The organism is uncultured Sphingomonas sp., assembly GCF_937859915.1.
Taxonomy (GTDB): domain Bacteria; phylum Pseudomonadota; class Alphaproteobacteria; order Sphingomonadales; family Sphingomonadaceae; genus Solisphingomonas.
Window position 1 is genome coordinate 54,786 of the sequence record NZ_CALMAW010000033.1, and the last position, 24,445, is coordinate 79,230.

The 24,445-nt window shown below is 66.5% G+C and carries 22 protein-coding genes; 16 read left to right on the top strand and 6 right to left on the bottom strand.

The features are described 5' to 3' along the window. The first annotated feature begins 12 nt into the window (after positions 1–12). On the top strand, positions 13–525 hold the full coding sequence (locus tag Q0326_RS18060; protein ID WP_363303714.1) for a formate/nitrite transporter family protein: 513 nt from the start codon (positions 13–15) through the stop codon (positions 523–525). Positions 526–676: 151 nt separating this feature from the next. After that, positions 677–1,984 carry an Nramp family divalent metal transporter gene (locus Q0326_RS05105; protein WP_298687792.1) on the top strand — a complete coding sequence of 436 codons (1,308 nt, stop codon included), beginning with the start codon at positions 677–679 and terminating at the stop codon, positions 1,982–1,984. Positions 1,985–1,996: 12 nt separating this feature from the next. On the opposite strand, the gene Q0326_RS05110 is transcribed toward Q0326_RS05105, so the two are convergent. Further along, positions 1,997–2,716 (bottom strand): Crp/Fnr family transcriptional regulator, encoded by a 720-nt coding sequence (locus Q0326_RS05110; RefSeq protein WP_298687794.1) that lies wholly within the window; start codon positions 2,714–2,716, stop codon positions 1,997–1,999. Between the two features lie 360 nt (positions 2,717–3,076). On the opposite strand from Q0326_RS05110, the gene Q0326_RS05115 reads away from it, so the two are divergent. Further along, positions 3,077–3,262: a hypothetical protein gene (locus Q0326_RS05115; protein ID WP_298687797.1), complete on the top strand. Its 186-nt coding sequence runs from the start codon at positions 3,077–3,079 to the stop codon at positions 3,260–3,262. Between the two features lie 91 nt (positions 3,263–3,353). Here Q0326_RS05115 and Q0326_RS05120 read toward each other — a convergent pair whose 3' ends face one another. From Q0326_RS05120 to Q0326_RS05135, 4 genes are all read right to left on the bottom strand, one after another. Continuing rightward, positions 3,354–4,265, bottom strand: coding sequence for a fatty acid desaturase (locus Q0326_RS05120; protein ID WP_298687799.1), 912 nt, complete (start codon positions 4,263–4,265; stop codon positions 3,354–3,356). A gap of 465 nt (positions 4,266–4,730) precedes the next feature. Next, a complete protein-coding gene (locus Q0326_RS05125) occupies positions 4,731–6,266 on the bottom strand; it encodes a pilus assembly protein TadG-related protein (protein WP_298687801.1) in 1,536 nt (511 codons plus the stop codon). Between the two features lie 46 nt (positions 6,267–6,312). After that, positions 6,313–6,855 (bottom strand): TadE/TadG family type IV pilus assembly protein, encoded by a 543-nt coding sequence (locus Q0326_RS05130; RefSeq protein ID WP_298687803.1) that lies wholly within the window; start codon positions 6,853–6,855, stop codon positions 6,313–6,315. Beyond that, entirely contained in the window at positions 6,852–7,367 is a 516-nt protein-coding gene (locus tag Q0326_RS05135; protein WP_298687805.1) for a TadE/TadG family type IV pilus assembly protein, read from the bottom strand. The genes Q0326_RS05130 and Q0326_RS05135 overlap by 4 nt, the downstream gene beginning before the upstream one ends. Before the next feature lie 335 nt (positions 7,368–7,702). Here Q0326_RS05135 and Q0326_RS05140 point away from each other — a divergent pair, with 335 nt between their 5' ends. The 6 genes from Q0326_RS05140 (at position 7,703) to Q0326_RS05165 (ending at position 16,180) form a co-directional block, all read left to right on the top strand. Then, positions 7,703–8,380 carry a response regulator transcription factor gene (locus Q0326_RS05140; protein ID WP_298687807.1) on the top strand — a complete coding sequence of 226 codons (678 nt, stop codon included), beginning with the start codon at positions 7,703–7,705 and terminating at the stop codon, positions 8,378–8,380. Continuing rightward, positions 8,370–9,746 (top strand): ATP-binding protein, encoded by a 1,377-nt coding sequence (locus Q0326_RS05145; protein ID WP_298687809.1) that lies wholly within the window; start codon positions 8,370–8,372, stop codon positions 9,744–9,746. Before Q0326_RS05140 ends, Q0326_RS05145 begins: the two co-directional genes overlap by 11 nt. A gap of 140 nt (positions 9,747–9,886) precedes the next feature. Then, positions 9,887–13,114 (top strand): efflux RND transporter permease subunit, encoded by a 3,228-nt coding sequence (locus Q0326_RS05150; protein WP_298687811.1) that lies wholly within the window; start codon positions 9,887–9,889, stop codon positions 13,112–13,114. Continuing rightward, entirely contained in the window at positions 13,107–14,276 is a 1,170-nt protein-coding gene (locus Q0326_RS05155) for an efflux RND transporter periplasmic adaptor subunit (protein WP_298687813.1), read from the top strand. The genes Q0326_RS05150 and Q0326_RS05155 overlap by 8 nt, the downstream gene beginning before the upstream one ends. Then, a complete protein-coding gene (locus tag Q0326_RS05160) occupies positions 14,269–15,720 on the top strand; it encodes an efflux transporter outer membrane subunit (RefSeq protein ID WP_298687815.1) in 1,452 nt (483 codons plus the stop codon). The genes Q0326_RS05155 and Q0326_RS05160 overlap by 8 nt, the downstream gene beginning before the upstream one ends. 46 nt (positions 15,721–15,766) lie before the next feature. Further along, a complete protein-coding gene (locus Q0326_RS05165) occupies positions 15,767–16,180 on the top strand; it encodes a hypothetical protein (RefSeq protein ID WP_298687818.1) in 414 nt (137 codons plus the stop codon). 163 nt (positions 16,181–16,343) lie between these two features. Here Q0326_RS05165 and Q0326_RS05170 read toward each other — a convergent pair whose 3' ends face one another. Then, the gene (locus Q0326_RS05170; RefSeq protein ID WP_298687820.1) at positions 16,344–17,666 is read right to left on the bottom strand and encodes an MFS transporter; all 1,323 of its coding nucleotides are present in this window, start codon (positions 17,664–17,666) and stop codon (positions 16,344–16,346) included. A 118-nt stretch (positions 17,667–17,784) separates the two neighbouring features. Here Q0326_RS05170 and cyoA point away from each other — a divergent pair, with 118 nt between their 5' ends. From cyoA to Q0326_RS05205, 7 genes are all read left to right on the top strand, one after another. Then, positions 17,785–18,870, top strand: a complete 1,086-nt coding sequence (gene cyoA / locus Q0326_RS05175; RefSeq protein ID WP_298687822.1) for a ubiquinol oxidase subunit II — start codon at positions 17,785–17,787, stop codon at positions 18,868–18,870. 12 nt (positions 18,871–18,882) lie between these two features. Further along, a complete protein-coding gene (cyoB, locus tag Q0326_RS05180; RefSeq protein ID WP_298687824.1) occupies positions 18,883–20,898 on the top strand; it encodes a cytochrome o ubiquinol oxidase subunit I in 2,016 nt (671 codons plus the stop codon). A 101-nt stretch (positions 20,899–20,999) separates the two neighbouring features. Beyond that, positions 21,000–21,542 carry a cytochrome o ubiquinol oxidase subunit III gene (gene cyoC, locus Q0326_RS05185; protein ID WP_298687865.1) on the top strand — a complete coding sequence of 181 codons (543 nt, stop codon included), beginning with the start codon at positions 21,000–21,002 and terminating at the stop codon, positions 21,540–21,542. Next, the gene (cyoD, locus tag Q0326_RS05190; RefSeq protein WP_298687826.1) at positions 21,539–21,901 is read left to right on the top strand and encodes a cytochrome o ubiquinol oxidase subunit IV; all 363 of its coding nucleotides are present in this window, start codon (positions 21,539–21,541) and stop codon (positions 21,899–21,901) included. The genes cyoC and cyoD overlap by 4 nt, the downstream gene beginning before the upstream one ends. Next, complete coding sequence (locus Q0326_RS05195) at positions 21,898–22,605, top strand: SURF1 family protein (RefSeq protein ID WP_298687828.1); 708 nt, start codon at positions 21,898–21,900, stop codon at positions 22,603–22,605. The genes cyoD and Q0326_RS05195 overlap by 4 nt, the downstream gene beginning before the upstream one ends. Next, positions 22,602–23,921: an ATP-binding protein gene (locus Q0326_RS05200; RefSeq protein WP_298687830.1), complete on the top strand. Its 1,320-nt coding sequence runs from the start codon at positions 22,602–22,604 to the stop codon at positions 23,919–23,921. Before Q0326_RS05195 ends, Q0326_RS05200 begins: the two co-directional genes overlap by 4 nt. Beyond that, positions 23,911–24,444, top strand: coding sequence for a response regulator transcription factor (locus tag Q0326_RS05205; protein ID WP_298687832.1), 534 nt, complete (start codon positions 23,911–23,913; stop codon positions 24,442–24,444). The genes Q0326_RS05200 and Q0326_RS05205 overlap by 11 nt, the downstream gene beginning before the upstream one ends. The last annotated feature ends 1 nt before the right edge of the window (position 24,445 follow it).

Genomic DNA, 24,445 nt, shown 5'->3' on the forward strand with positions numbered 1-24,445 from the left:
ACCGAGAATACCGTGACGGCCGTGCTGCCCGTCGCGACGCATCCGACCGGTCGCAATCTGGTTCGGCTGCTTCGGCTGTGGGGGACGGTGTTCGTTGCCAATATGGCCGGCACGTTGTTCATCGCTGCCCTGATCGCTTGGAATGTCATCGTTTCGGGTCCGCAACGCGACGCTGCGATCGCCGTCTCGAGTGCGATCCTCGCGCATGGCGCGCTGCAGACGATGCTGCTCGGCATGCCTGCGGGCTTTTTGGTCGCGTCGCTCGCGTGGATATTGCCCAACGCACGGGGCAGCGAATTCTGGGTGATCGTCATGATCACCTATGTCATTGCGATCGGCGGCTTCAGTCATGTCGTGGCCGGCTCAGGCGAGGCATGGCTACTCTGGTGCGCTGGCAAGATCGACCTGTGGCGCGCGATCGGCGGCTTCATCCTGCCCGCGCTGGTCGGCAACATCATCGGCGGGACCGGACTGTTCGCGGTGATCGCGCATGGCCAGGTTCGCAGTGAGATCGCCGTCGATTGACTCCGCACGACTTTTGGTGCGGCGCTGCGGTGCCGGATACGGTCCACGGACGTTCGGTCGGCAGCGGCGATGCTGCGGCCAGCGTCCGCTGGGCTTGGCCACTCGATCGGACTTTATGGTAGCTTTCCCGTTCCCTCCAAGGACGCGCTAGATGCACGGTTCGCCGCCGGTCGCGGACCGCCGTCCCGTATCGTCCGCGCCGCGCCCGGTTCGCGGGCACCGGCGCCGCTACCTTGGTGTCCTGCGCTATGCCGGTCCCGGCCTGCTGGTGTCGGTCGGCTATATGGACCCGGGCAATTGGGCCACCGACATCGAAGCCGGTTCGCATTACGGCTATGCGCTGCTGTTCGTCGTCCTGCTGTCGGGGCTTGCCGCAATGCAACTCCAATCGCTGAGTATGCGGCTCGGCATCGTGACCGGTCAGGATCTCGCGCGACTGACGCGCGCGCGCTATGGTCGCGCAGCCGCCTGGTTCCTGTGGCCCATCGCCGAGATCGCGATGATCGCCACCGACATTGCCGAAGTGCTCGGCAGTGCGCTCGCGCTGCAATTGCTGTTCGGCCTGCCGCTCTGGATTGGCGTGCTGGTCACCGTCTTCGATACGCTGTTGATCCTCGGACTGCGCGGCAAGGGCATCGGCCGCGTCGAGACGATCACGCTCGGCCTGGTCGCAACGATCACCCTGTGCTTCGTGATCCAGCTGCTGCTCGTCCACCCCGACCCGGCGCAGGTTGCCGCGGGCCTGCTGCCCTCGGACGTGCTGAGCGATCCGCGAGCCCTGTACGTCGCGATAGGGATCATCGGCGCGACGGTGATGCCGCACAATCTCTACCTCCATTCGTCGGTGGTACGGTCGCGCTTCGGCCGCAGCGACAGCGCCAAGGATCGCGGGCTGCGCTTCGCCACGATCGACATGCTCGCAGCGCTTGGGCTGGCGATCTTCGTCAATGCCGCGATCCTGGCGCTGGCGGCGGCGGCCTTCCATGCGACGGGGCACCACGGCGTCACGGACATCGCCGAGGCCTATCGGCTGCTGACGCCGCTGACCGGGGCACGCGCTGCCGCGATCCTGTTCGGGGTCGCGCTGTTGGCCTCGGGGCAAAGCGCGACCTTCACCGGCACGATTGCGGGGCAGGTCGTGCTCGAAGGGTTCACGTCTTTCCGGCTGGCGGCCTGGCAGCGGCGCGCGATCACGCGCGGGCTGGCGCTGATCCCGGCATTGATCGGCGTTCTGCTGTTCGGCAGCCACGCCACGGGCACGATGCTGATCCTCACGCAGGTCGTCCTGTCGATCGCGCTGCCGTTCACCGTCTATCCACTGATCCGCCTGACCGGGGCGCCGGACCTGATGGGCCGGCACGTCGCCGGGATGCCGGCCAAGTCGGTCGCGTGGAGCTTGCTGCTGCTCATCGTCGCGGCAGACATCTGCCTGCTTCGGGAGGCCATCGCGATCCCATAGGCACCGTGCGGCTCATCGTGGGCGCTTGTCGAGAAACAGATAATTGTCGTCGAACTCGGCGACGTCCTGCAATGCGGGCAGATCCGCGATCACGACTCGCCGGCTGCGGAAGGTAACGAGCTTGCGCAGCCGGAATTCGCGGAGCGTACGATTGATGTGGATCGCGGTGAGACCGAGGCATTCGGCGAGGTCGATCTGCGTGAGAGGCAGAGCGTAGCTGTTGCCGTCGGTCAGTCCGACCACCGCGAACCGGGCATGGAGTTCGCACAGGAGGTGCGCGACACGGCTCAATGCGCTCCGGCGCCCCATCGACACCATCCATTCGCGGTGGATCGCCGCGTCCATCGTTGTCGCCAGCCACAGCAGTCTCGTCAGATGCGGCTGCGTCTCGGTGATCGCGCGCAGGGCGTCATGCGGCACCACCGCGACCCGGCTCGGTACCAGCGCCATGATACTGTGATCCAGTCGCTGCAGCGGGAAGCTGTGCAGGTCGACGAAATCGCCAGGAACATGGACTTCGGTCACCTGGCGCTCGCCGTTCGCCATGTCGCGATAGCGGCAGACGAGCCCGTCGATCAGGATGTTGCTACTGGTCAGTGCGACATCGGCCCGGACAAAGGTGACGTCCTTTCCGATCGGCATGACGTGCGAGATCGCCGACCGGAGGACGGCCTCTTCCGTGTCGCTGACCTCGTCCCGTGCGCGCAACTTGTTAAGCGCATAATCAATCATGACCCCTCCGCCGCTTCCTGCCGGTATACGCTGCGCCGCCGAGCGCGCGAACTCTGCACAGGCGGTGTCGGTTCCGGCGGATATTGGGCGAAGGCGTGCCCAGACCGAGATCCGATAGGCGCGCCCGCGCGCCCAGCCCCTCGGCGGCGTCGCATCGCTCATGGCCCGCCGTCGATGACGTCCTGCAGATCGCGTCGCTTGGCGCCGCGCCATCCAGGCGCACGCCATCCTGTACGCGTACCGGGATCACACGAAAGACCGGCCGTCGTTGCGACGGGCTCGTGAGGAAAGATTTACGTTACAAGGATTTGACGGACACGAGACGGGGCCGGCGCGTTGAGGGGCGCAGAGGAGATCATCGTGGCAAAAGCACTCGCACACTTCACCATCGAGGTCGCCGGCGACGGCTATGTCCTCAACATCGAGGATGAGGATGGCAGCCAGCTCGAACTGTCCGCTACCCCCGAGCAGCTCGATCTGATCGCCGAAGCGATCGAGGAACATCTCGATACCGACCTTGCGGATCTCGACGAAGTCAAGGACTGACCGCTCGCGATACCCCGCGAAGACCGACGCCGCGCCCGCTTTCAACCGGGAGCGGCGTTCCTGTGTCAGGGCTCATCGCGCGTACGCGGTATCAGGCTGGCCGCGCTGCGCCTGCATCCGCGAAGGAGATCATCCGACGCCGCTGCTCGTCCCACAGCGTCAGACGGATGGTCCCGAAACTCTCGCGAAGCCCGAGCCGGCCGACCCGCTTGAGCTGTGGAAAAGACCGCAGCACGGCCTGCATCCGGTAGAAGGGGATGGTGCTGCAGAGATGGTGGACGTGATGCACGCCGATCTCGGCGCTGAACCAGCGCAGCAGCGGCGGCAGATCATAATAGGAACTACCGTGCAGCGCGGCCTCCTGGAAGCTCCACGCCTCGTCCTGATGCCAGGAGGTCTCCTCGAACTGGTGCTGGATGTAGAATAGCCAGACGCCCAGCGTCGCGGCGATGAGCGTCGTCGGTATCTGCACGAGGAGAAAGGTCTTGGGGCCGACCGCGTACATCATCCCCAGCCACAGCGCAGCGACGCCGAGATTCGTCATCATCACGCTCGTCCAATTGCGCCATCCGCCGCGCAGCATGCCGGCGGGAACGCGGTGTCGCAGCAGGAACTGATAGGCGGGGCCGAGCCCGAACAGTACGAGTGGGCTGCGATATAAGCGGTACCGCCAGCGTGCCGACCGCGACAGGCCGAGATATTCGGCAAGGGTCAGCGTATCGATGTCGCCGACGCCGCGATGATCGAGATTGCCGGTGCGCGCGTGATGCTGCGCATGCGTGCGACGCCAGAATTCATAAGGGGTCAGCGTCAGGACGCCGAGGATGCGGCCGGCCCATGTGTTCGCCCTCCGTCGCCGGAAGAAGGAGCCATGACCGCAATCATGCTGGATCAAAAACAGCCGCAGAAGCAGCGCGCCGGCCGGAACGGTGAGCGCGAGGCCGACCCAGATCCCGGCCTGAAGGCACCACGACGCGGCTAGCCAGAGCATGAAAAAGGGCATCGCGGTAATCGCGAGTTCGACTGTCGCCCGCTTGCCGCTCGGGGTTCGGAACCGAACGGCCGCCTTCAGGAAAGCGCGGACATCGAGGGCGGGGCCGCCATGTGCCTCACCGGTCTCGCTGCGACGGGACTCGACCAGGGCGTGATCGCGGGTCGCTTGAGGATAGCAAGAGATGGAATCGATTCCTGACCAAGGCGCCGCGCATGCGACGCCGTGCCGGCCTGTACGCGAGCCGGGACGGGCAAGCCATAGGGTCGTCCAAAGTCGCAACGCTCCGCGGCGGGGTCACGTCGCTGTCTTCCACGCGACGACGCGTCAGGGACCAACGTGGCAGCATTCGCGATCCCGCTATCGACGGGCGGACCTCGCGGTGCATATGGCCTGCGCGATGAGCCAGTCGCTGCACGCGACGCGATGGTCCCCCCGGCCTATAGGAGCGGGACCGGCCGATGTCCGGTATCGACGTCAGCCCGTCAGCCGCGCCTGCGCGACCGCCATGTTGAAGAGCGACACCAGCGCCGCCGAAATGTCGCCATCCGTCGTCACCTGATAGTACAGCACGCCCGGATTGGTACCGCCGGGCGGCGGCCAGCTGTTGATCTGGGTTCCGGCCGCGCACGAATAAAGCGCGGGGGAAATCTTGTTCGTGGGGCTCAGGAAAGGATTGCGGACGTTGGTGATCGACCAATTGTCCGATGCGGAAGACGGCAGATATTGCGTTTCGAGCACCGCGACCTGAATGTTCCGCGCGGCGATCTGCTGGCAGAGACTATAGGGCAATGGCCCGAGTTGCCGTCCGCTGTTGGATTCGTCGCGCATGCCATCCGTAATGATGAACAGCACCGCCAGGGGGCTCGTCTTGGTGCCCGTGCCGCCTTGCGCCGGCATGTTCGCCAAGGCGCCGGTGATCGCCGCGGTCAAGCTGGTGTCGGTATCATTGTCGTTCGTGCCGCAGACGCGATAGTTGTTCAGACAATAGGGCGTCACCAGGCTGCTCCAGCCCTGGCCGTTGGACCCGCCTGTCGTCTGCGCATAGTTGAGCACGTTCTGCAGGTTTGAATCGACCCAATAATTGGCGACATTGGACGTATTGCCGCTGGTCGGCCAGCGCTGCGTATATTGGTAATCGAAGGTCGAGATGCCGACCCGATAGGTGGCGCCATTGGCGGCTTCCGTCGTGATGGCGTCGTTGATCAGCGCGCTCACGGCATTGCCGACAAGGTCGGTGCGAAGCGTCAGGCCAAGGTTGCGTGCGACCGCATAATTATCGATCCGAGGCCGTGTATCGGGGTTGTTTCCCGTCGGCGCGGGGGACGAGGGCGTGACCAGCGGATTGCTCATGATGTCCGTCGCGAGCGAATTGCCGTTGCTGTCATAGGGTCTGGTTTCGGCCTGGTGGCAGGCGAAGGCGCACCCCTTGTTGCCATAGCCATCCTGCTGGCCCTGGGTATTCGCCACCATGCTCGCCAGGCCGCTGGTCGTCGCGGGCAGCAGCATCGACTGCGACATGTCGAGCGCGAGATAGAAGTCGATGTTGGCGATCTGCGCAAAAGCCGTCGAACTGCCTTTGACGGTGAGCGTGCGGATCCGCAGGATACCCGCGAACGTATTGGCCGACTGTCCGCGATAGGTCACGACCATCGTGCGGCGCAGAGACACGTTGTTGCTGAGCGCGGCGGCGTTGGAGGCACAATCGTAGGTGCCGCTCGCGTCGGTCAGCGTGATCTTCAGCTGCGCGGGATCGGCGGTGTTCAGCGTCAATCCCGGCAGCCCGGTCGACTGGGCGATGAACATCTTCGTCGCCGTGGCGCAGGCCGTCCCGTTGGTCTGCGTCATCGCGGTCTGCGTCACGCCGCTCAACGCCGCAGCATCGGCGGCGGCATTGAGCCGGGTCTGCAGCCGCATCGCCTGCGTATAGTCGACGGCCATACCGGTCGCGAAGGTCAGCGGAATGATCGACAGTCCCACGATCATCAGGACGTTGCCGCGTTCCTCCCGCATCAGGCGTCGGAACAGCGATTTCGCGATAGCGCGCATGTCATGCATATCAGCTGCACCCATTGCAAGTTACCGAATTGCTGTTTCGGGGATTCATGTAGATCGTGTCGCCGAAGGTAAGATTCGGGACGAGGCCGAAGGATACGGCGGGCTTGTAGGCGTAGACGACCTTGGCGACGATGATATAGCTGCTGTTCGTCTTGATCAGTGCCGGCAGCGTGTACACACTGTTCGTCGCCAGAGGCTGGGCATTCTGCGCCATGCTCCACGATACCGTGGTGTTGCCATTGCTGTCCGTATAGAGCTGGGATACCTGGATCGAGGCACGGGACGCGCTATACGGCGTCATGATCTGGGCGGAATCGCCCATCACGCCGGTAAGATCGGACGGTGCCACGGTCGTGAACTGGCTGGTTAGGTCGGCGACCGCACGCGTCGTGATCGTAACCTTCCTTTTGCACGATAGTGCATCGCACAATTGGTAACCACCAAGATAGAGAAGCATCAACACTGGCAGCGACAGGGCGAATTCGATCAGCGCGACGCCGCCATCCTGGCGCGCGATGCGACGGGCAAGGCTGAACGGCGTCACGAATAGGGCTCCGTCTTGGTGACCGACGTGGCCATCAGCACGCGACGGCCGTTTGACGTGTTGGCCAGGCTGAAGCCGAGCGGTCCGGTCGGCACCGGCCAGATGTACATCAGGCGGACCACGACGATCGCACCGGCCGCGCCGACATTATACTGCCAGGCGTTGGAGACGGCGCCGTTGTTGCTATTGTAGGTGATCGTCGGCATGCCGATATTGGCGTTGTTGAACGAGCTCGACGACTGCACGTCGATCATCAGCTGGCTGCAACTCATATAGGGGGGCAGGGTGTTGCAGACTTGGGTCTGGAACTGCGACGCCGACCAGCCCGCGCTCTGGGCCTGTCCGGTCATCACCAGCCGGCCTGCTGCTTCCGCGGTCGTTTCCAGGCCTTCCTGCGAGAAATAGACCAAGCTCGTCTCGAGGATCGCCAACAGAAGCGCGATGAGAGGGGCTATGACCAGCGCGAACTCGACGACGGTCGCCGCACGCGCATCGCGCCGGAACGTCCGCACGGACTCCGGCCACCACCGACGCTCGGGCTGTCTGTTTTCCAAACGCATTCGCATGGGTCTCCTGAGCCCAAGATGGCGTAAGACCCTTAATACATGGTCAATTCCTGGATGGTGCCGGTCGGCCGCCTAATGAAGAATGCACAGAAATGAATAATCTGCCCGGGCGTTCGATCCAGGCGGGACGAGCGGTGGATGCGGGGCGGCGGGTCGAGACCGTCGTGGAAAACGGGGCGATGCAAGTGCACGCCGCCGTGATCCCTGACTGAAAGGGCGACCGCATCCGACCATTGCAGCGATCCGCTTTGCGCAGGGGCGAAGCACGTCTATCCTGCGGCATGGCCCGCATATTGATCATCGAGGACGATCCCGCGACCGCAGGCGAGATCCGGACCGAGCTGCTCGGCCATGGTCACGACGTCAAACATATCGCGGACGGCGCGGAGGCGCTCGATTGCGCGACCCGCGAGCCGTTCGACGCGATCACGCTCGACCGCATGCTGCCGAGCCTCGACGGCCTGTCTCTGGTCGCCAGGCTACGCGAGCGGCGCATCGCGGTGCCCGTGCTGATGATCAGCGCATTGTCCGACGTCGACGAGCGGATCGCGGGTCTGCGCGCCGGCGGTGACGACTATCTGGTCAAGCCGTTCGCCTCGGTCGAGATGGCGATGCGGATCGAGGTGCTGCTCCGTCGCCACCAGGAACCTGCGACCGAGGCCATATTGCGTGTGGGCCTAATCGAGCTCGACCTCATCCGACGTCGGCTGTTGGTCGACGGCGAACCCGTGCGGCTACTGCACATGGAGTTTCGCCTGCTCGAATTCCTTGCGCGTCACCACGGCGAGGTGATGAGCCGGCAGATCATCTTCGAGCAGGTGTGGGGCTATTATTTCGATCCCGGCGCGAACCTGATCAACGTCCATATCGCGCGGCTGCGCAAGAAGATCGATCGCCCCGGCCGCCCCTCGGCGATCGCGACGATCAAGGGCGAGGGCTATCGTCTCGATGCCGCCTGAGCGCCTGCGCCTGCGCGACATCCGCAACACCAGCACCTTCCGGCTCACCGCGTTGCTCGGGCTGCTGTTCGCCGTCGGCGTCGTCGTGCTGCTCGGACTGATCTACGTGCTGTCCGTACGCGAACTCGACACGCGCACCGATCTCGTGCTGCGGCAGGAGATCGCTCGGCTCCGGCAGTTCCCGCCTGATGCGCTGCCCGCGCAGATGCAGGCCGAGATCATGCGCAGTACGCACGGGCTCAATTTCTTCCTGCTGATCTCCGCGCGCGGCGAGCGGCGGGTCGGCAATATGGAGCCTGTGCCCGTCGTCCGGCTGAGACAGGATTTCGATATCGGCGCACGCCCAGGCATCCACGGCCCATTGCGCGCGCGCGCGGCGCGCACCATGGCCGGCGAGACGATCCTGGTCGCGCGCGACATCAGCACGATCATCGATCTGCGCCGCCGCGTGCTGCGGATCGTTGTCGGCAGCGGCATCACGATCGCGGTCAGCGTGCTCGCGATCGGCGTCGCGCTCAGCCTGCGGCCGCTCCGCCGGGTCCGCGACATGCAGCGCGCCAGCTTGGCGATCGCGGCGGGCGATCTTGCGGTGCGGATGCCGCTCGCCGGCCGCGGCGACGAGCTCGATCTGTTCGCCGGGACGGTCAATGTCATGGTCGAGGAGGTCGGTCGCGTCGTCGCGCAGGTGAAGGGCGTCACCGATGCGATCGCGCACGACCTGCGCACGCCGCTGACCCGCGTGCGCAACCATTTGTACCGCGCGCTGCAGACGCCGGGGCTTGACCCCGCCGTCGCCGCGCTCGCCGAGGCGGCGACCGCGGACCTCGGCATCGTCCTCGAGCGCTTTGCCGCGCTGTTGCGGATCGCCGAACTCGAGGCGGGTGCACGGCGGAGCGGCTTCGGTGCCGTCGATCTGGGCATGCTGGTCGACCGCGTGCGCGACCTCTACGAACCGCTCGCCGAGGAGCGCGGGATCCTGCTCGAGGCCAGCGTCGCCGCCCCCGCGCAGACCCATGGCGACGAGCAATTGCTGTTCGAGGCGATCAGCAATCTGGTCGACAATGCGATCAAGTTCTCGCCCGAGGGCGGTCATGTCGGCGTGCGAGTCCACCACGACGGCGGGACGGCGGTGGTTGAAGTGCAGGACAACGGCCCCGGCATCGCGGTCGACCAACGTCAGGCTGTGTTGCGCCGCTTCCACCGCGGCGCCGGCGCTGCCGACATTGCCGGCGCGGGACTCGGCCTCAGCGTCGTCACCGCAATCATGCATCTGCACAACTTCACGCTGCATCTCGACGATGCCGCGCCCGGGCTGATCGCGCGCCTGGTCTGCAACCGCCCGGGATTGCGTGCCATTCCGGAGTGAAATTCATTTCACTCGCCTGCACGGTCAAACGGGCGGATTGACGCGCCGGTCGATGGTGCGCCGCAACGCGGATCCCCCCCTGCGCCCCGAACGCGCCATCGACACCCTGAGCCTTCGTCGGCTCGATCGTCGGGATGTCCATGCTTCAGCTCGTCAAACTAGCGCTCGGCAAGCCCTATACGTTCGTGGTCCTCGCCATCCTGATCCTGCTCGGCGGCAGCATCGCCTGGACCGATACGCCGACCGACATCTTCCCCGACATCAAGATCCCGGTGATCGCGGCGGTATGGACCTATAACGGCCTGCCGCCGCGCGACATGGCGGGGCGCGTGCTCGGCTATTACGAGCGCTCGCTGTCGAACAGCGTCAACGACATCGAGCATATCGAAAGCCAGTCGCTCGACGGCGTCGGCGTGGTCAAGATCTACTTCCAGCCCGGCGTCGACATCCGCACCGCGACCGCGCAGGTCACCTCGATCTCGCAGACCGTGCTCAAGCAGATGCCGCCGGGGATCACCCCGCCGCAGATCCTGAACTATAACGCCTCGACCGTGCCGATCCTGCAATTGGCGCTCTCGTCGAAGACGCTCTCCGAACAGCGGATCTTCGACCTCGGCCAGAACGGCATCCGCCCGACGCTCGCGACCGTCGCCGGTGCCGCGCTGCCCACGCCCTATGGCGGCAAGCAGCGCCAGATCCAGATCGATCTCGACCCCGCCGCGCTCCAGGCGCGCCATCTTTCCGCGACCGACATCGGCACCGCGCTCGCCGCGCAGAATCAGATCGTCCCCGCCGGCACGAGCAAGATCGGCGCCTATGAATATGACGTGCTGCTCAACAACAGCCCGACCGTGATCGACCGCTTGAACGACCTGCCGATCAAGACCGTCGACGGCGCCACCGTCTATATGCGCGACGTCGCGCACGTCCGCGACGGCTTCCCGCCGCAGACCAACATCGTCCGCGTCGACGGCGGCCGCGCGGTGCTGATGACGGTGCTCAAATCGGGCTCGACCTCGACGATCGCGATCGTCGACGGCGTCAGGCATCTGCTGCCGCTGCTCAGGCAGACGCTGCCCGCGAGCCTGAACATCGCGGCGCTCTCCGATCAGTCGCTGTTCGTCAAGGCGGCGGTGTCGGGCGTGGTGCGCGAGGGCGTGATCGCCGCGACGCTGACCAGCCTGATGATCCTGCTGTTCCTGGGCTCGTGGCGCTCGACCGTGATCATCGCCGCCTCGATCCCGCTCGCCATCCTTGCCGCGGTCGCCGGGCTCGCCGTCGTCGGGCAGACGCTCAACATCATGACGCTCGGCGGCCTAGCGCTCGCGGTCGGCATCCTCGTCGACGACGCGACGGTCACGATCGAGAACATCAATTGGCATCTCGAGCATGGCAAGTCGGTGCGCGACGCGATCCTCGACGGCGCCGAGCAGATCGTCCAGCCGGCGTTCGTCTCGTTGCTGTGCATCTGCATCGCCTTCGTGCCGATGTTCCTGCTGCCCGGCATCGCGGGCTTCCTGTTCGCGCCGATGGCGATGGCGGTGGTGTTCGCGATGATCGCCTCCTTCGTGCTGTCACGCACGCTGGTGCCGACGATGAGCAATTATCTGCTGCGCGCGCATGCCGGGCCGCACACCGAGCAGGTGATGGCGAGCCACGATGCACAGGCCGGACGCCCGCACACGCGCAATCCGCTGCGCCGCTTCCAGCACGGCTTCGAGCGCCGCTTCGAGATCGTGCGGAGCTATTATGTCGAGATCCTCGCCTTCGCGCTCGCACGGCGGCGGCTGTTCGTGCCCGGTTTCCTGCTGGTGGTGATCGCGTCGTTCGCGCTGGTGCCGATGCTCGGGCGCAACTTCTTCCCGTCGATCGACGCGGGCCAGATCGACATGCACGTCCGCGCGCCGGTCGGCACGCGCATCGAGGAGACGGCCGCCGAGTTCGACCATGTCGAGGCGCGCATCCGCCAGGTCATTCCGGCCGACCAGATCGCGACGATCGTCGACAATATCGGGCTGCCGGTCAGCGGCATCAACCTGGCCTATTCGAACAGCGGCAGCATCGGCCCGCAGGACGGCGACATCCTCGTCACGCTGAAAGAGGGCCACAAGCCGACCGCGGCCTATGTCCAGCAGTTGCGCAAGGCGCTCCCCGAAAGCTTCCCGGGCTCGACCTTTTCCTTCCTGCCCGCCGACATCATCAGCCAGATCCTGAACTTCGGCGCGCCCGCGCCGATCGACGTCCAGGTCAACGGCCCCGACGGCGCCCAGGCCAAGGCCTATGCGCAGGAACTCGCCGACCGGATGCACGGCATCGCCGGCATCGCCGACGTCCGCCTCCAGCAGGCGACCGACTATCCCGCCTTCGCGTTCGACGTCGACCGCAGCCGCGCCGACCGCATCGGCATCACCGAGAACGACGTGACGCGCGCGCTCTCGACCAATCTCGCCGGCAGCGCGCAGATCGCGCCGACCTTCTGGCTCGATCCAAAGAACAGCATCGCCTATCCGATCGTCGTCCAGACCCCGCAGTACCGCACCGACTCGCTGTCGATGCTCGACAATCTGCCGGTCACCGGATCGGGTCCGAACGCCTATCAGATCCTCGGCGCGGTTGGCGCACTGCACCGGACGACCACCGACGCGGTCGTCTCGCATTACGGCATGAAGCCGGTGTTCGACGTCTATGCGACCACGCAGGGCCGCGATCTCGGCGCGGTCGCGGGCGACATCGACGCGGTCCTAAAGGCGACCGCGCACGACCTGCCCAAGGGCAGCACCGTCACGCTGCGCGGCCAGGTGCAGACAATGAACACCGCCTTCACCGGGCTGATCCTCGGGCTGATCGGCGCGGTCGCACTGATCTACCTGCTGATCGTCGTCAACTTCCAGTCTTGGGTCGATCCCGCGGTGATCGTCTCGGCGCTCCCCGCGGCGCTCGCCGGCATCGTCTGGATGCTGTTCGCGACGCACACGCCGCTGTCGGTGCCCGCGCTGACCGGCGCGATCATGTGCATGGGGGTCGCCACCGCCAATTCGGTGCTGGTCATCACCTTCGCGCGAGAGCGGCTGGAAGCCACGGGCGACGCGCTGCTCGCCGCCGCCGAGGCGGGCGCGACGCGCTTCCGCCCGGTGCTGATGACCGCGCTCGCGATGATCATCGGCATGGCGCCGATGGCGTTGGGCCTGGGCGAGGGCGGCGAGCAGAACGCGCCGCTCGGCCGCGCGGTGATCGGCGGGCTGGTCTGCGCGACGATCGCGACGCTGGTCTTCGTCCCCGTCCTCTTCAGCCTCGCCCATCGCACCTATGCACGCGCTGCCGATCCCGCGCCGCGCGAGCTGCCCCGTGGAGACCTCGCCCATGTTTGACGGCCCCCCAAGCCCTGCCGAGACGCGTGCGCCGAAAGGCCTCAAGGTCGCCGGCGTCGTCGCGCTGATCGTCGCCGGCGCGGTGGTCGTCGCGGGGTCGGTCAGCCGGGCCAGCGAGACCGCGACCGCGCAGAGCTGGTCCGATGCGCGCGCGATCCCGACCGTGCATCTGGTTGCAGCGACATCGCCGTCCGCGGCCGACGCACTGACGCTGCCGGGCACGATGCAGGCGTGGAACGGCGCGCGGCTGTTCGCGCGCGTCGGCGGCTATCTCCACGCCTGGTACAAGGACATCGGCGCGCAGGTGCCCGCTGGCGCCGAACTTGGCCTGATCGACACGCCCGAGCTCGACCAGCAGATCGTCCAGGCGCGTGCCGATCTCGCTAGCGCGCGCGCCAATGCGAGTCTGGCACGAAGCACCGCCAACCGCTGGAACGACCTGCTGTCGACCGCCTCGGTGTCGAAGCAGGAGGCGGACGAGAAGAATGGCGATCTCGCCGCCAAGACCGCCGCGGTCCAGGGCGCTGCCGCGAATCTCGACCGGCTGCTCGCGCAAAAGGCCTTCGCCACGGTGCGTGCGCCCTTTGCCGGCGTCGTGACGGCGCGCACTGCGGACATCGGCGACCTGGTCGGCCCCGGCGCCACAAACCAGCAGCCGCTGTTCGCGGTCGCCGACGTCCACAAGATCCGCGTCTATGTCAGCGTGCCGCAGGCCTATTCGGCGCGGATGACGCCAGGGGTCACGGCCAAGTTGACCGTCCCCGACTATCCCGGCCGCAGCTTCCCGGCGACGATCATCGGCAATTCGGGCGCGATCGATCCGCAGTCGGGCACCTTCCAGGTCCAGCTCGTTGCGGACAATCCGGGCGGGGTGCTCAAACCCGGCGGCTATGCGCAGATCGCCTTCGACAATGCCGCGGGGCAGGCCAATGCGGTGCAGATCCCGTCGAGCGCGCTGCTGTTCCGCGCGCAGGGCACCGAAGTCGCGATGGTCGGTCCCGGCGCGCATGTCCGCATGCAGAAGATCGTTGTCGGCAACGATCTCGGCAGCATGGTCGAGGTCGCGTCGGGGCTGAACGTGCACGACCAGGTCGTCGACAGCCCGCCGGATTCGATCGCGCAGGGCGAGCTGGTGCGGATCGGAGACAAGGATCATGGCTAGTCGCGCGCTGCCCGCAGCGCTGATGCTGGCAACCGCACTCGCCGGCTGTTCCTTCGCGCCCGCCTATCATCCGCCGGTCACCCCCGCGCCGGTCGCCTTCAAGGAGGCCGCGGGGTGGACCGAGGCCAAGCCTGCCGATCTCGCGGCGCGTGGCCCATGGTGGGCGTTGTATGGCGACGCCACGCTCGACGGGCTCGAAACCCGCATCGACCACGACAATCCCACGCTCGCCGGCGCGCTCGGCCGCTACGACGAGGCGACCGCCTATCTTGCGCAGGCGCGCGCCGGGCTGTTCCCGCAGATCGGCGTCTCGACCGACGTCGAGCGCGACCGGCAGTCGGACAACCGCCCGCTACGCGGCACCGGCCAACCCGACACCTATGGCGCGGCATCGATCGGCGGCAGCGTCAGCTACGAGCTCGACCTGTGGGGCCGGCTGCGCAACAGCGTCGCCGCGGGCCGCGCCGAGGCACAGGCGAGCGCGGACGACCTTGCCGCGATCCGGCTCAGCCTCGAGAGCGAGCTCGCCACCAGCTACATGACGCTGCGCGGATATGACGCGCAGCGGGCGCTGCTCTCGGCCACGGTCGATGCCTATGCCAAGGCCGACGCGATGACCGAGCGGCGCTTCCAGGGCGGCATCGCCTCGGGGATCGACACCGGCCGCTCGGGCACGCAGCTCGCCGAGGCGCAGGCGCAGCTGGCGGACGTCGAGGCGGCACGCGCGCTCACCGAACATGCCATCGCCAGCCTGGTCGGCACGCCCGCCTCGAGCTTCGCGATCACCCCCGCGGTCGTCGCGTTGACCCTGCCCTCGGTCCCGATCGTGCTGCCCTCGACGCTGCTCGAGCGCCGCCCAGACGTCGCCGCTGCCGAGCGGCGGATGGCGGCGGCCAATTCGGAGATCGGCGTCGCCAAGGCGGCGTTCTATCCGTCGATCTCGCTTGGCGGCCAGGGCGGCTTCCAGGACGCCGGACTGCCGAGCCTGTTCACCGCGCCCAACATCTTCTGGTCGATCGGCCCCAGCGCCGTGCTCAGCCTGTTCGACGGCGGCCGCAAGCGCGCGCAGCTCGCGGTCGCCCGGGCGGCGTGGACACAGGCGACCGCGACCTATCGCGGCCAGGTGCTGCAGGCGTTCCAGGACGTCGAGGACAATCTCGCGCAGCTCCACCATCTTGGCGACGAAGCCCAGGCCGAGGACCGCGCGGTCACGCAGGCGGGGCAGACCGAAAGACTGTCGCTCAACCGCTACGTGAAGGGGGCGGTCACCTATCTCGACGTCGTGACCGCGCAGACGACGGCGTTGCGCACGCGCCGCGTCGCGCTCGATCTGTCCACACGCCGCCTGCAGGCGAGCGTCGGGCTGATCCGCGCGACCGGCGGCGGCTGGCAGACGCCGCAGGCGCTCGCCGCCGCCAAGGGTCCGGCGACGACGCCGACTTGATCACCGATCCGACCCTGTCCCTTCGATCCGATAAAGGATTCCATCGATGCTCCGTCCGATCCTCAAGGCCGTCGTGATCTGTCTCGCCGCCGCAACTCCCGCGATGGCCATCGCGCAGGTCGCGCCAAGCTTCCAGGATCTCGAAGCGCGCTACCCGCGCGATGCCGCGCTTGATAAGACGCAGGTCGCCGCGCTGCTGGGGCAGACCGGCAGCCTGTTCGGTGCGAGCGTGCCCCGCGGTACGCCGATCACGATCGCCGAGGCGCGGCTGCAGGCCGCTGGCGCCACCTGTCGTGCCGACCGCCATGCGACCGGCGTCGTCACATGCCTCTACCACCAATATGATCTGAGCGACGGCGCCGCCGACGACATCCGCTGGACGGTTGCGCTTCACGTCGCGTCGGACACCGTCGCGGACGTAACGGTCGACCGCTACGTCGACCGGCATGGATCGAACTGAGCCGGCCATATTGTCGGTGCATGACCAGGGTCAAAGGCGCGACAAAAGCGGCGCCTGGTCGGCAATTGCATAGGGCCGGCCCCGCCTTCAATCCCGAGGGACGGGCGGAGACGGCCCGACGACCGAAAGGGAAGGGGCGTAATCGACGTACGCCCGCCCCCGCTTATCGACCGGCAAGTTCCTTGTTAATCCCCAGCGCGATTAGCGTGCCCAACGCGCCCGAGAGCAGATAGGCGCCCGCCGCCAGCAGCCCGAAGTGACTCGCGAGGAGAAGCGCGACGAGCGGCGCGAAGCCGGCGCCGACCAGCCAGGCAAGGTCGGACGTCAGTGCCGCGCCGGTGTAACGACGGGATTGCGCGAAGTTCGCGGTCACCGCGCCCGAAGACTGGCCGAAGGCGAGGCCGAGCAGCACAAAGCCGACGATCATGAACGCCAGTTCGCCGGCATCGCCATTCTTGAGCAGCTGCGGCGCAAAGCCACTGAATACCGCGATCGCCGCCGCCGACGCGCCGAGAAGCGTGCGCCGGCCGACACGGTCGGCAATGAATCCCGACGCGATCACCGAGACCACGCCGAACACGGCGGCGATCATCTCGATCACGAGGAAGTGGGCGGGGGTCTGGACCGTGAAGATCGTCACCCAAGATAGCGGGAACACCGTGACCATATGGAACAGCGCGAAGCTCGCCAGCGGGGCGAAGGCGCCGATCACGATCGTGCGCCAGTCGCCGCGCAGCGTCTCGATCGCGCCCGAGGGCTGCAGCTCGCGGCTCTCGAACGCCTGCGCATAATCCGGGGTCGAGACGATGCGCAGCCGCGCGAACAGCGCGACGACGTTGATCGCGAAGGCGACGAAGAAGGGGAAGCGCCAGCCCCAATCGAGAAAGTCGGCGACCGACAGCGTCGCGCTGAAGAAGGCGAACAAACCGCTCGCGACGATCAGCCCGAGCGGCGCGCCGAGTTGCGGGATCATCGCATACCAGCCGCGGCGATTGTCCGGCGCGTTGAGCGCGAGCAGCGAGGCGAGACCGTCCCAGGCGCCGCCCAACGCCACGCCCTGCCCGAGCCGGAACATCGCCAGCAGTAATGCCGCCCAGACCCCGATCGTGTCGTAGCCGGGCAGGAAGGCGACCGCTGCGGTGGAACCGCCGAGCAGGAAGATCGCGATCGTCAGCTTGGTGCCGCGACCCATCGCCTGGTCGACCCACAGGAAGATCAGCGAGCCGATCGGGCGCGCGATAAACGCCAGCGAGAAGATCGCGAACGAGCACAAGGTGCCGGTCAGCCGGTCGAGATAGGGGAAGATCAGACTAGGGAAGACCAGCACTGAGGCGATCGCATAGACGAAGAAGTCGAAAAATTCGGAGGTCCGCCCGATGATCACGCCGATCGCGATCTCGCCCGGCGCGATCTCGCTGTGCCGCGTGTTGATCGCGCGGGCGTCGCGTTCGGCGGTGCCGGAGTGGGGAGCGATCGAGGCGGTCATGGCTAAGCTTTCTGGCGGGCGACGGGCAGTTCCGCCGCCCATGGCCCCTTTTATACGCTTTGGGGATTGGACAAAATGTCCAATGTTGCGGCGCAGCGCATTGGCCTAGCGGGGCGCCATGTCTAAACCTGCTCGTCTCGTCCGTCTTCTCGCTCCGCTCAGCGCCTTAGCCCTTCTCGGCGGGTGTGGGATGGTCGTCATGCATCCGATGGGCGACGTCGCATTGCAGCAGCGCGACCTGGTGTTGATCGCCACGGCGCTGATGCTGCTGATCGTCATCCCCGTGCTCGCGCTGATCGCGCTGTTCGCCTGGCGCTACCGGTCGAGCAACGAGGACGCGACCTACACGCCCGACTGGGATCATTCGACCCAGCTCGAGTTGATGATCTGGGGCGCGCCGCTGCTGATCATCATCTGCCTGGGCGCGGTGACGTGGACCGGGACGCATCTGCTCGATCCCTATCGCCCGATCGGCCGGATCGCGGCAGGACGGCCGGTGCCGGCCAATGCCAAGCCGCTCGAGGTGCAGGTCGTCGCGCTCGACTGGAAATGGCTGTTCATCTATCCCGAATATGGTTTTGCCACCGTCAACGAGCTGGCCGCACCAGTTGACCGGCCGATCAAATTCCGACTGACCTCGTCGTCGGTGATGAACGCCTTCTACGTGCCGACGCTCGCGGGCATGGTCTATACGATGCCGTCGATGGAGACCAAGCTCCACGCCGTGATCAACACGCCCGGCGTCTACCGCGGCATCTCCGCCAATTACAGCGGCGCCGGCTTCTCCGGCATGCACTTCCAGTTCTACGGGATGAAGGACGCCGATTTCGCCGGCTGGGTCGCGCGCAACCAGGGCGCTGGCGGCGACCTCAGCCGCGCGCGCTATCTCGATCTCGTCAAGCCGACCCAGACGGTGCCGGTGATGCGCTTCGCGCATGTCGCACCCGGCCTGTTCGACGCGGTCGTCGGCCAGTGCGTCGAGCCCGGTACGCCGTGCATGTCCGCGATGATGAAGCAGGACGGCAGCGACACCGCCGGCATGACGCACATGCAGGGGATGGGCACGCCGGCCGGGCCCAAGGCGGTGTCGCCGCTGACCACCAGCCGCGCCGGCGGCGCGCCCCCGGGCAAGCCCGGCGACATCGCCCAACGCTCGCCCTCCGCGCCGTCGCACGCGACGCCGCCGCATCAGTCTGCTCTCTAAATGGCCACCAACATGACCCCCTCTCCGCTCGACGTCAGCCCGATCTTCGGCCGCTTCACGCTCGAATCGCTGCCGCTGCACGAACCGATCGTCGTCGGCACCTTCTGCGTCGTCGCGATGGGCGGCCTCGCGCTGCTCGCGACGCTGACCTATTTCAAGCTGTGGGCCTATCTCTGGAAGGAATGGTTCACCTCGGTCGATCACAAGAAGATCGGCGTGATGTACGTCATCCTCGGCATCGTCATGCTGCTGCGCGGCTTTTCCGACGCGATCATGATGCGCGCCCAGCAGGTGATGGCGTTCCACGGGTCGGAGGGGTATCTCAACCCGCATCATTACGACCAGATCTTCACCGCGCACGGGGTGATCATGATCTTCTTCGTGGCGATGCCGCTGGTCACGGGCCTCATGAACTATGTCGTGCCGCTGCAGATCGGTGCGCGCGACGTGTCCTTCCCCTTCCTCAACAATTTCAGCTTCTGGATGACCGCGGGCGGCGCCATCATCGTGATGATGAGCCTGTTCGTCGGCGAGTTCGCGCAGACCGGCTGGCTCGCCATGCCGCCGCTCTCGGGGATCAGCTACAGCCCCGGGGTCGGGGTCGACTATTATATCTGGTCGCTGCAGATCGCGGGCGTCGGCACCTTGTTGTCGGGCGTCAATCTGATCTGCACGATCGTCAAGATGCGCGCGCCCGGCATGACCATGATGAAGATGCCGATCTTCTGCTGGACGTCGCTGTGCACCAACATCCTGATCGTCGCCGCCTTCCCGGTGCTGACCGCGGTGCTCGCGCTGCTGTCGCTCGATCGCTACGCCGGCACCGCCTTCTTCACGAACACCTTGGGCGGCAACCCGATGATGTACGTGAACCTGATCTGGATCTGGGGCCATCCCGAGGTCTACATCCTCATCCTGCCCGCCTTCGGCGTGTTCAGCGAGGTCGTGTCGACCTTCTCGGGCAAGCGGTTGTTCGGCTACACCTCGATGGTCTACGCGACCGCGGTCATCACGCTGCTCGCCTATGTCGTGTGGCTGCACCATTTCTTCACGATGGGATCGGGGGCGAGCGTCAACTCCTTCTTCGGCATCACCACGATGGTGATCTCGATCCCGACCGGCGCCAAGATCTTCAACTGGCTGTTCACCATGTACCGCGGCCGGGTGCGCTTCGAGCTGCCGATGATGTGGGCGATCGCGTTCATGTTCACCTTCACGATCGGCGGCATGACCGGCGTCCTGCTCGCGGTGCCGCCTGCCGACTTCGTGCTGCACAACTCGCTCTTCCTGGTCGCGCATTTCCACAACGTCATCATCGGCGGCGTGGTGTTCGGGATGTTCGCCGGCATCAACTACTGGTTCCCCAAGGCGTTCGGCTTCAAGCTCGACCCGTTCTGGGGCAAGGTCTCGTTCTGGACGTGGGTGAGCGGCTTCTACTTCGCGTTCATGCCGCTCTATGTGCTCGGCCTGATGGGCGTCACCCGCCGGCTGCGCACCTTCGACGACCCGAGCCTGCAGATCTGGTTCGAGATCGCCGCCTTCGGCGCGTTCCTGATCGCGATCGGCATCGCCGCGCTGCTCATGCAGATCTACGTCAGCATCCGCGACCGCAACACGGCGCGGCTGCGCGACACGACCGGCGATCCCTGGAACGGCCGCACGCTCGAATGGGCGACCTCGTCGCCGCCGCCCGACTATAATTTCGCGTTCACGCCCGTCGTCCATGACGGCGAGGCCTGGGCCGACATGAAGCAGCGCGGCTTCGTTCGGCCGACCGAAGGGTTCAAGCCGATCCACATGCCGCGCAACACCGGGGCGGGCCTGATCATCGCGGGCTTCAGCGTCGGCTTCGGGGTCGGCATGATCTGGTACGTCTGGTGGCTGGCGGCGATCTGCTTCGTCGGCATGCTCGGCGCGGCGATCGGCCACACCTTCAACTACAAGCGCGACTATCACATCCCGGTCGACGAGGTGATCGAGACGGAGGGCCGGCGCACCCGCCAGCTCGCCGCGGGAGCGGTCGCATGAGCGCCGCGACCGTGACCGACACCACCGGCTCGCCTGCCGGCGAGGATCGCGACATCTTCCTGCTGATCGACGAGCACGACCATCCCGAGGGCGCCAGCACGATGCTGGGCTTCTGGATCTACCTGATGAGCGACTGCCTGATCTTCGCGATGCTGTTCGCGACCTACGGCGTGCTCGGCACCAGCTATGCCGGGGGCCCCGGCCCCAAGCAGCTGTTCGAGCTGCCGCTGGTCGCGCTCAACACCTCGATGCTGCTGCTCTCGTCGATCACCTACGGCTTCGCGATGCTGGCGATGACCGACGGCAAGCAGCGCGCGACGCAGGCCTGGCTGGCGGTGACCGGCCTGTTCGGCTTGGCCTTCCTGTGCATCGAGATGTACGAATTCACGGGGCTGATCCGCGAAGGCCATGGACCGTGGTCGAGCGCCTTCCTGTCGTCCTTCTTCACGCTGGTCGGCACGCACGGGCTGCACGTCACCTTCGGGCTGGTCTGGCTGGTGACGCTGATGGTGCAGGTCCAGTGGAAGGGGCTGATCCCGGCCAACCGCCGCCGGCTGATGTGCCTCAGCCTGTTCTGGCACTTCCTCGACGTGATCTGGATCGGGGTCTTCACCTTCGTCTATCTGATGGGAATGCTGCGATGAGCGCGCATATCGACACGCACGGCGCGCACGACGAAGAGTCGCACGGCTCGCGCAAAGGCTATCTGATCGGCTTCGGCCTCGCGGTCGTGCTGACCGTGATCCCCTTCTGGCTGGTGATGACGCTGCCGCTGTCGACCCAGGCGACCGCGCTGCTGATCATGGCGTTCGCCGCGGTGCAGATGGTGGTGCATATGATCTACTTCCTGCATATGAACCGCAGGGCCGAGGGCGGCTGGTCGATCATGGCGCTGCTGTTCACGCTGGTGATCGTGGGCATCGCGCTCAGCGGGTCGCTATGGGTGATGTATCACATGAACAGCAACATGATGCCGACGCAGCAGGTCCAGGACCAGGGGTGACCCGCCCGTCGGCGCGGGTGGCGATCGCGGGGCTGATCGCCGCGCTGCTCATCGCTGCCCTGCTGGCGCTGGGCACCTGGCAGGTCTACCGGCGCGCCTGGAAGCTCGACCTGATCGCCGCGGTCGACGCGCGCGTCCATGCGGCGCCGGTGGCAGCCCCGGGGCCGCCCGAATGGCCGACGGTCGATGCAGCACGCGCGCAGTACCGAAGGGTGACCGTCACCGGTCATTTCCTCGATGTCCCCCCGGCGTTCGTCCAGGCGGCGACCGAGCGCGGTGCGGGCTGGTGGGTCGTGGCACCTCTCGCGACGCCGCGGGGCTTTACCGTGCTGATCAATCGGGGCTTCGTCCCGGGCCGCGTGGCGCAGACGCCTCCGCCGGGCAGCCTGTCGATCACCGGCCTGTTGCGCATCAGCGAGCCCGGCGGCGGCTTCCTGCGGTCCAACGACCCCGGGCATGACCGCTGGTTTTCGCGCGACGTGGGCGCGATCGCAAAGGCGCGTCATCTCCACGACGTCGCACCCTATTTTATCGACGCCGATGCCGCCTCCGGTTCGCCCGGGGGACCCGTCGGCGGGCTGACGGTGATCGCCTTCTACAACAACCACCTTGTCTATGCGATCACATGGTATGGCTTGGCGATGATGGTTGCCGGCGCCTTCGTGATCTTCGTTCGCAAGCATGGCGACGGCGCGGAGGAATGACCGACGTGGCTGCGCCTATCGCCGGTCCGGCGGCCGCCGCGCCCGACGCTGCAGGGTTCAAGAACGTGCTCCTTCTGGTGCAGCTGCGCTGGCTTGCGATCGCCGGCCAGTGTGCGACCATATTGGTCACGCGCTATGCGTTCGGCATCATCCTGCCGATGGCGGCGATGCTGGGCGTGGTGGCCGCGCTCATCCTGCTCAACACGGTCGGCATGCTGTGGCTGCGCGGTGCACGGCCGGTCGACAATGCCAAGCTGCTCGTCGCCCTGCTGCTCGACATCATGTGCCTCGCCGTCCAGCTCTACCTGAGCGGCGGCGCCACCAATCCCTTCGTATCGCTGTTCCTGCTGCAGGTCGTGCTGGGATCGGTGTTGCTCGAACGCTGGTCGATCTGGGTGGTCGTCATCTTCACCAGCGCGGCGTTTGGCCTGCTGACCATCGCCTACCGGCCGATCGCGCTGCCGCGAGGCTATGGCGTCACGCTGTTCCAGCTCCATGTCGGCGGCACGTGGGTCTGCTTCGTGCTGGTGGCGGTGCTGTTGGTGCTGTTCGTGACCCGCATCAACGGCAACCTCCGCGAGCGCGACGCGCATCTGGTCGCCATGCAGCGTCGTGCGGATGAGGAGGACCATATCGTCCGGATCGGGCTGCTCGCATCGGGCGCGGCGCATGAGCTCGGCACGCCGCTGTCGTCGCTGTCCGTCATCCTCGGTGACTGGCGCCGCGCGCCGCACATCGTCGCTGATCCGGAGCTCGTGCAGGAACTGACCGAGATGCAGGCCGAGGTACAGCGCTGCAAGTCGATCGTCACCGGCATCCTGCTCGCCGCCGGCGAGGCCCGCGGCGAAGCGTCCGCGGCCAGCACCGTCCGCGCCTTCTTCGGGCGGGTCGTTGCCGACTGGCGGATCGCGCGCAGCTTTTCCGGCCTCGCATATCGCGACGGCTTCGGGGCCGATGTGCCGATCGCCTCCGACACCGTGCTGCAGCAGGTCGTCTACAACCTGCTCGACAATGCCGCCGATGCATCGCCCGATGCGATCATCGTTGACCTCGCGCGATCGGGCGACCTGCTCACCATTACCGTTGCCGACAGCGGGCCGGGCTTTGCGCCGGCGATGCTCGAGGGCATCGGCACGCCCTATAATTCCACAAAGTCGCGCCGCGGTGCCGGACTCGGCCTGTTCCTTGTCGCCAACGTCATGCGCAAGCTTGGCGGAAACGTCAGCGCGCGCAATCGGCCCGGGGGCGGTGCCGAAGTCGTGCTATGCTTCCCGCTCGAAACGCTGGCGCTGACGGAGCAACTCGATGGCGGCTGAGCCGCTCCTTTTCGTCGTGGAAGACGATTCCGCGTTCGCGCACACGCTCGGACGGTCGTTCGAGCGGCGCGGCTACCGGGTCGCGCTGGCGGCCGACCCGGTTGAGCTCGAAGCCTTGCTGGCGACCCAGACGCCGGACTTCGCGGTCGTCGACCTCAAGCTTGGCAACGCCTCGGGGCTCGCCTGCGTGCAGACGCTGCACGAGCAGGATCCGGACACCGTCATCGTCGTGCTGACCGGCTATGCCAGCATCGCGACCGCGGTGCAGGCGATCAAATTGGGCGCCACCTCCTATCTCGCCAAGCCGGCCGATACCGACGACATCGAAGCCGCCTTCGGGATGGTCGCCGGCGACGTGAATGCCCCCATTTCTGAACGGAAGACGACGATCAAGACGCTGGAATGGGAGCGTATCCACAAGACGCTGGCCGCCAGTGACTTCAACGTCTCGGAAACCGCACGGCGGCTCGGCATGCACCGGCGGACCCTGGCGCGGAAGCTGGAAAAGCGCCCGCTCCGCTGAC

What these genes read in the sequence shown, in the direction of transcription:
- Q0326_RS05105 (WP_298687792.1), top strand. Translation starts at nt 677, where the DNA reads ATGCACGGTTCGCCGCCGGTCGCGGACCGCCGTCCCGTATCGTCCGCG.
- Q0326_RS05110 (WP_298687794.1), bottom strand. Translation starts at nt 2,716, where the DNA reads ATGATTGATTATGCGCTTAACAAGTTGCGCGCACGGGACGAGGTCAGC.
- Q0326_RS05120 (WP_298687799.1), bottom strand. Translation starts at nt 4,265, where the DNA reads ATGCCCTTTTTCATGCTCTGGCTAGCCGCGTCGTGGTGCCTTCAGGCC.
- Q0326_RS05125 (WP_298687801.1), bottom strand. Translation starts at nt 6,266, where the DNA reads ATGCGGGAGGAACGCGGCAACGTCCTGATGATCGTGGGACTGTCGATC.
- Q0326_RS05140 (WP_298687807.1), top strand. Translation starts at nt 7,703, where the DNA reads ATGGCCCGCATATTGATCATCGAGGACGATCCCGCGACCGCAGGCGAG.
- Q0326_RS05145 (WP_298687809.1), top strand. Translation starts at nt 8,370, where the DNA reads ATGCCGCCTGAGCGCCTGCGCCTGCGCGACATCCGCAACACCAGCACC.
- Q0326_RS05150 (WP_298687811.1), top strand. Translation starts at nt 9,887, where the DNA reads ATGCTTCAGCTCGTCAAACTAGCGCTCGGCAAGCCCTATACGTTCGTG.
- Q0326_RS05155 (WP_298687813.1), top strand. Translation starts at nt 13,107, where the DNA reads ATGTTTGACGGCCCCCCAAGCCCTGCCGAGACGCGTGCGCCGAAAGGC.
- Q0326_RS05160 (WP_298687815.1), top strand. Translation starts at nt 14,269, where the DNA reads ATGGCTAGTCGCGCGCTGCCCGCAGCGCTGATGCTGGCAACCGCACTC.
- Q0326_RS05165 (WP_298687818.1), top strand. Translation starts at nt 15,767, where the DNA reads ATGCTCCGTCCGATCCTCAAGGCCGTCGTGATCTGTCTCGCCGCCGCA.
- Q0326_RS05170 (WP_298687820.1), bottom strand. Translation starts at nt 17,666, where the DNA reads ATGACCGCCTCGATCGCTCCCCACTCCGGCACCGCCGAACGCGACGCC.
- cyoA (WP_298687822.1), top strand. Translation starts at nt 17,785, where the DNA reads ATGTCTAAACCTGCTCGTCTCGTCCGTCTTCTCGCTCCGCTCAGCGCC.
- cyoB (WP_298687824.1), top strand. Translation starts at nt 18,883, where the DNA reads ATGACCCCCTCTCCGCTCGACGTCAGCCCGATCTTCGGCCGCTTCACG.
- cyoC (WP_298687865.1), top strand. Translation starts at nt 21,000, where the DNA reads ATGCTGGGCTTCTGGATCTACCTGATGAGCGACTGCCTGATCTTCGCG.
- cyoD (WP_298687826.1), top strand. Translation starts at nt 21,539, where the DNA reads ATGAGCGCGCATATCGACACGCACGGCGCGCACGACGAAGAGTCGCAC.
- Q0326_RS05200 (WP_298687830.1), top strand. Translation starts at nt 22,602, where the DNA reads ATGACCGACGTGGCTGCGCCTATCGCCGGTCCGGCGGCCGCCGCGCCC.
- Q0326_RS05205 (WP_298687832.1), top strand. Translation starts at nt 23,911, where the DNA reads ATGGCGGCTGAGCCGCTCCTTTTCGTCGTGGAAGACGATTCCGCGTTC.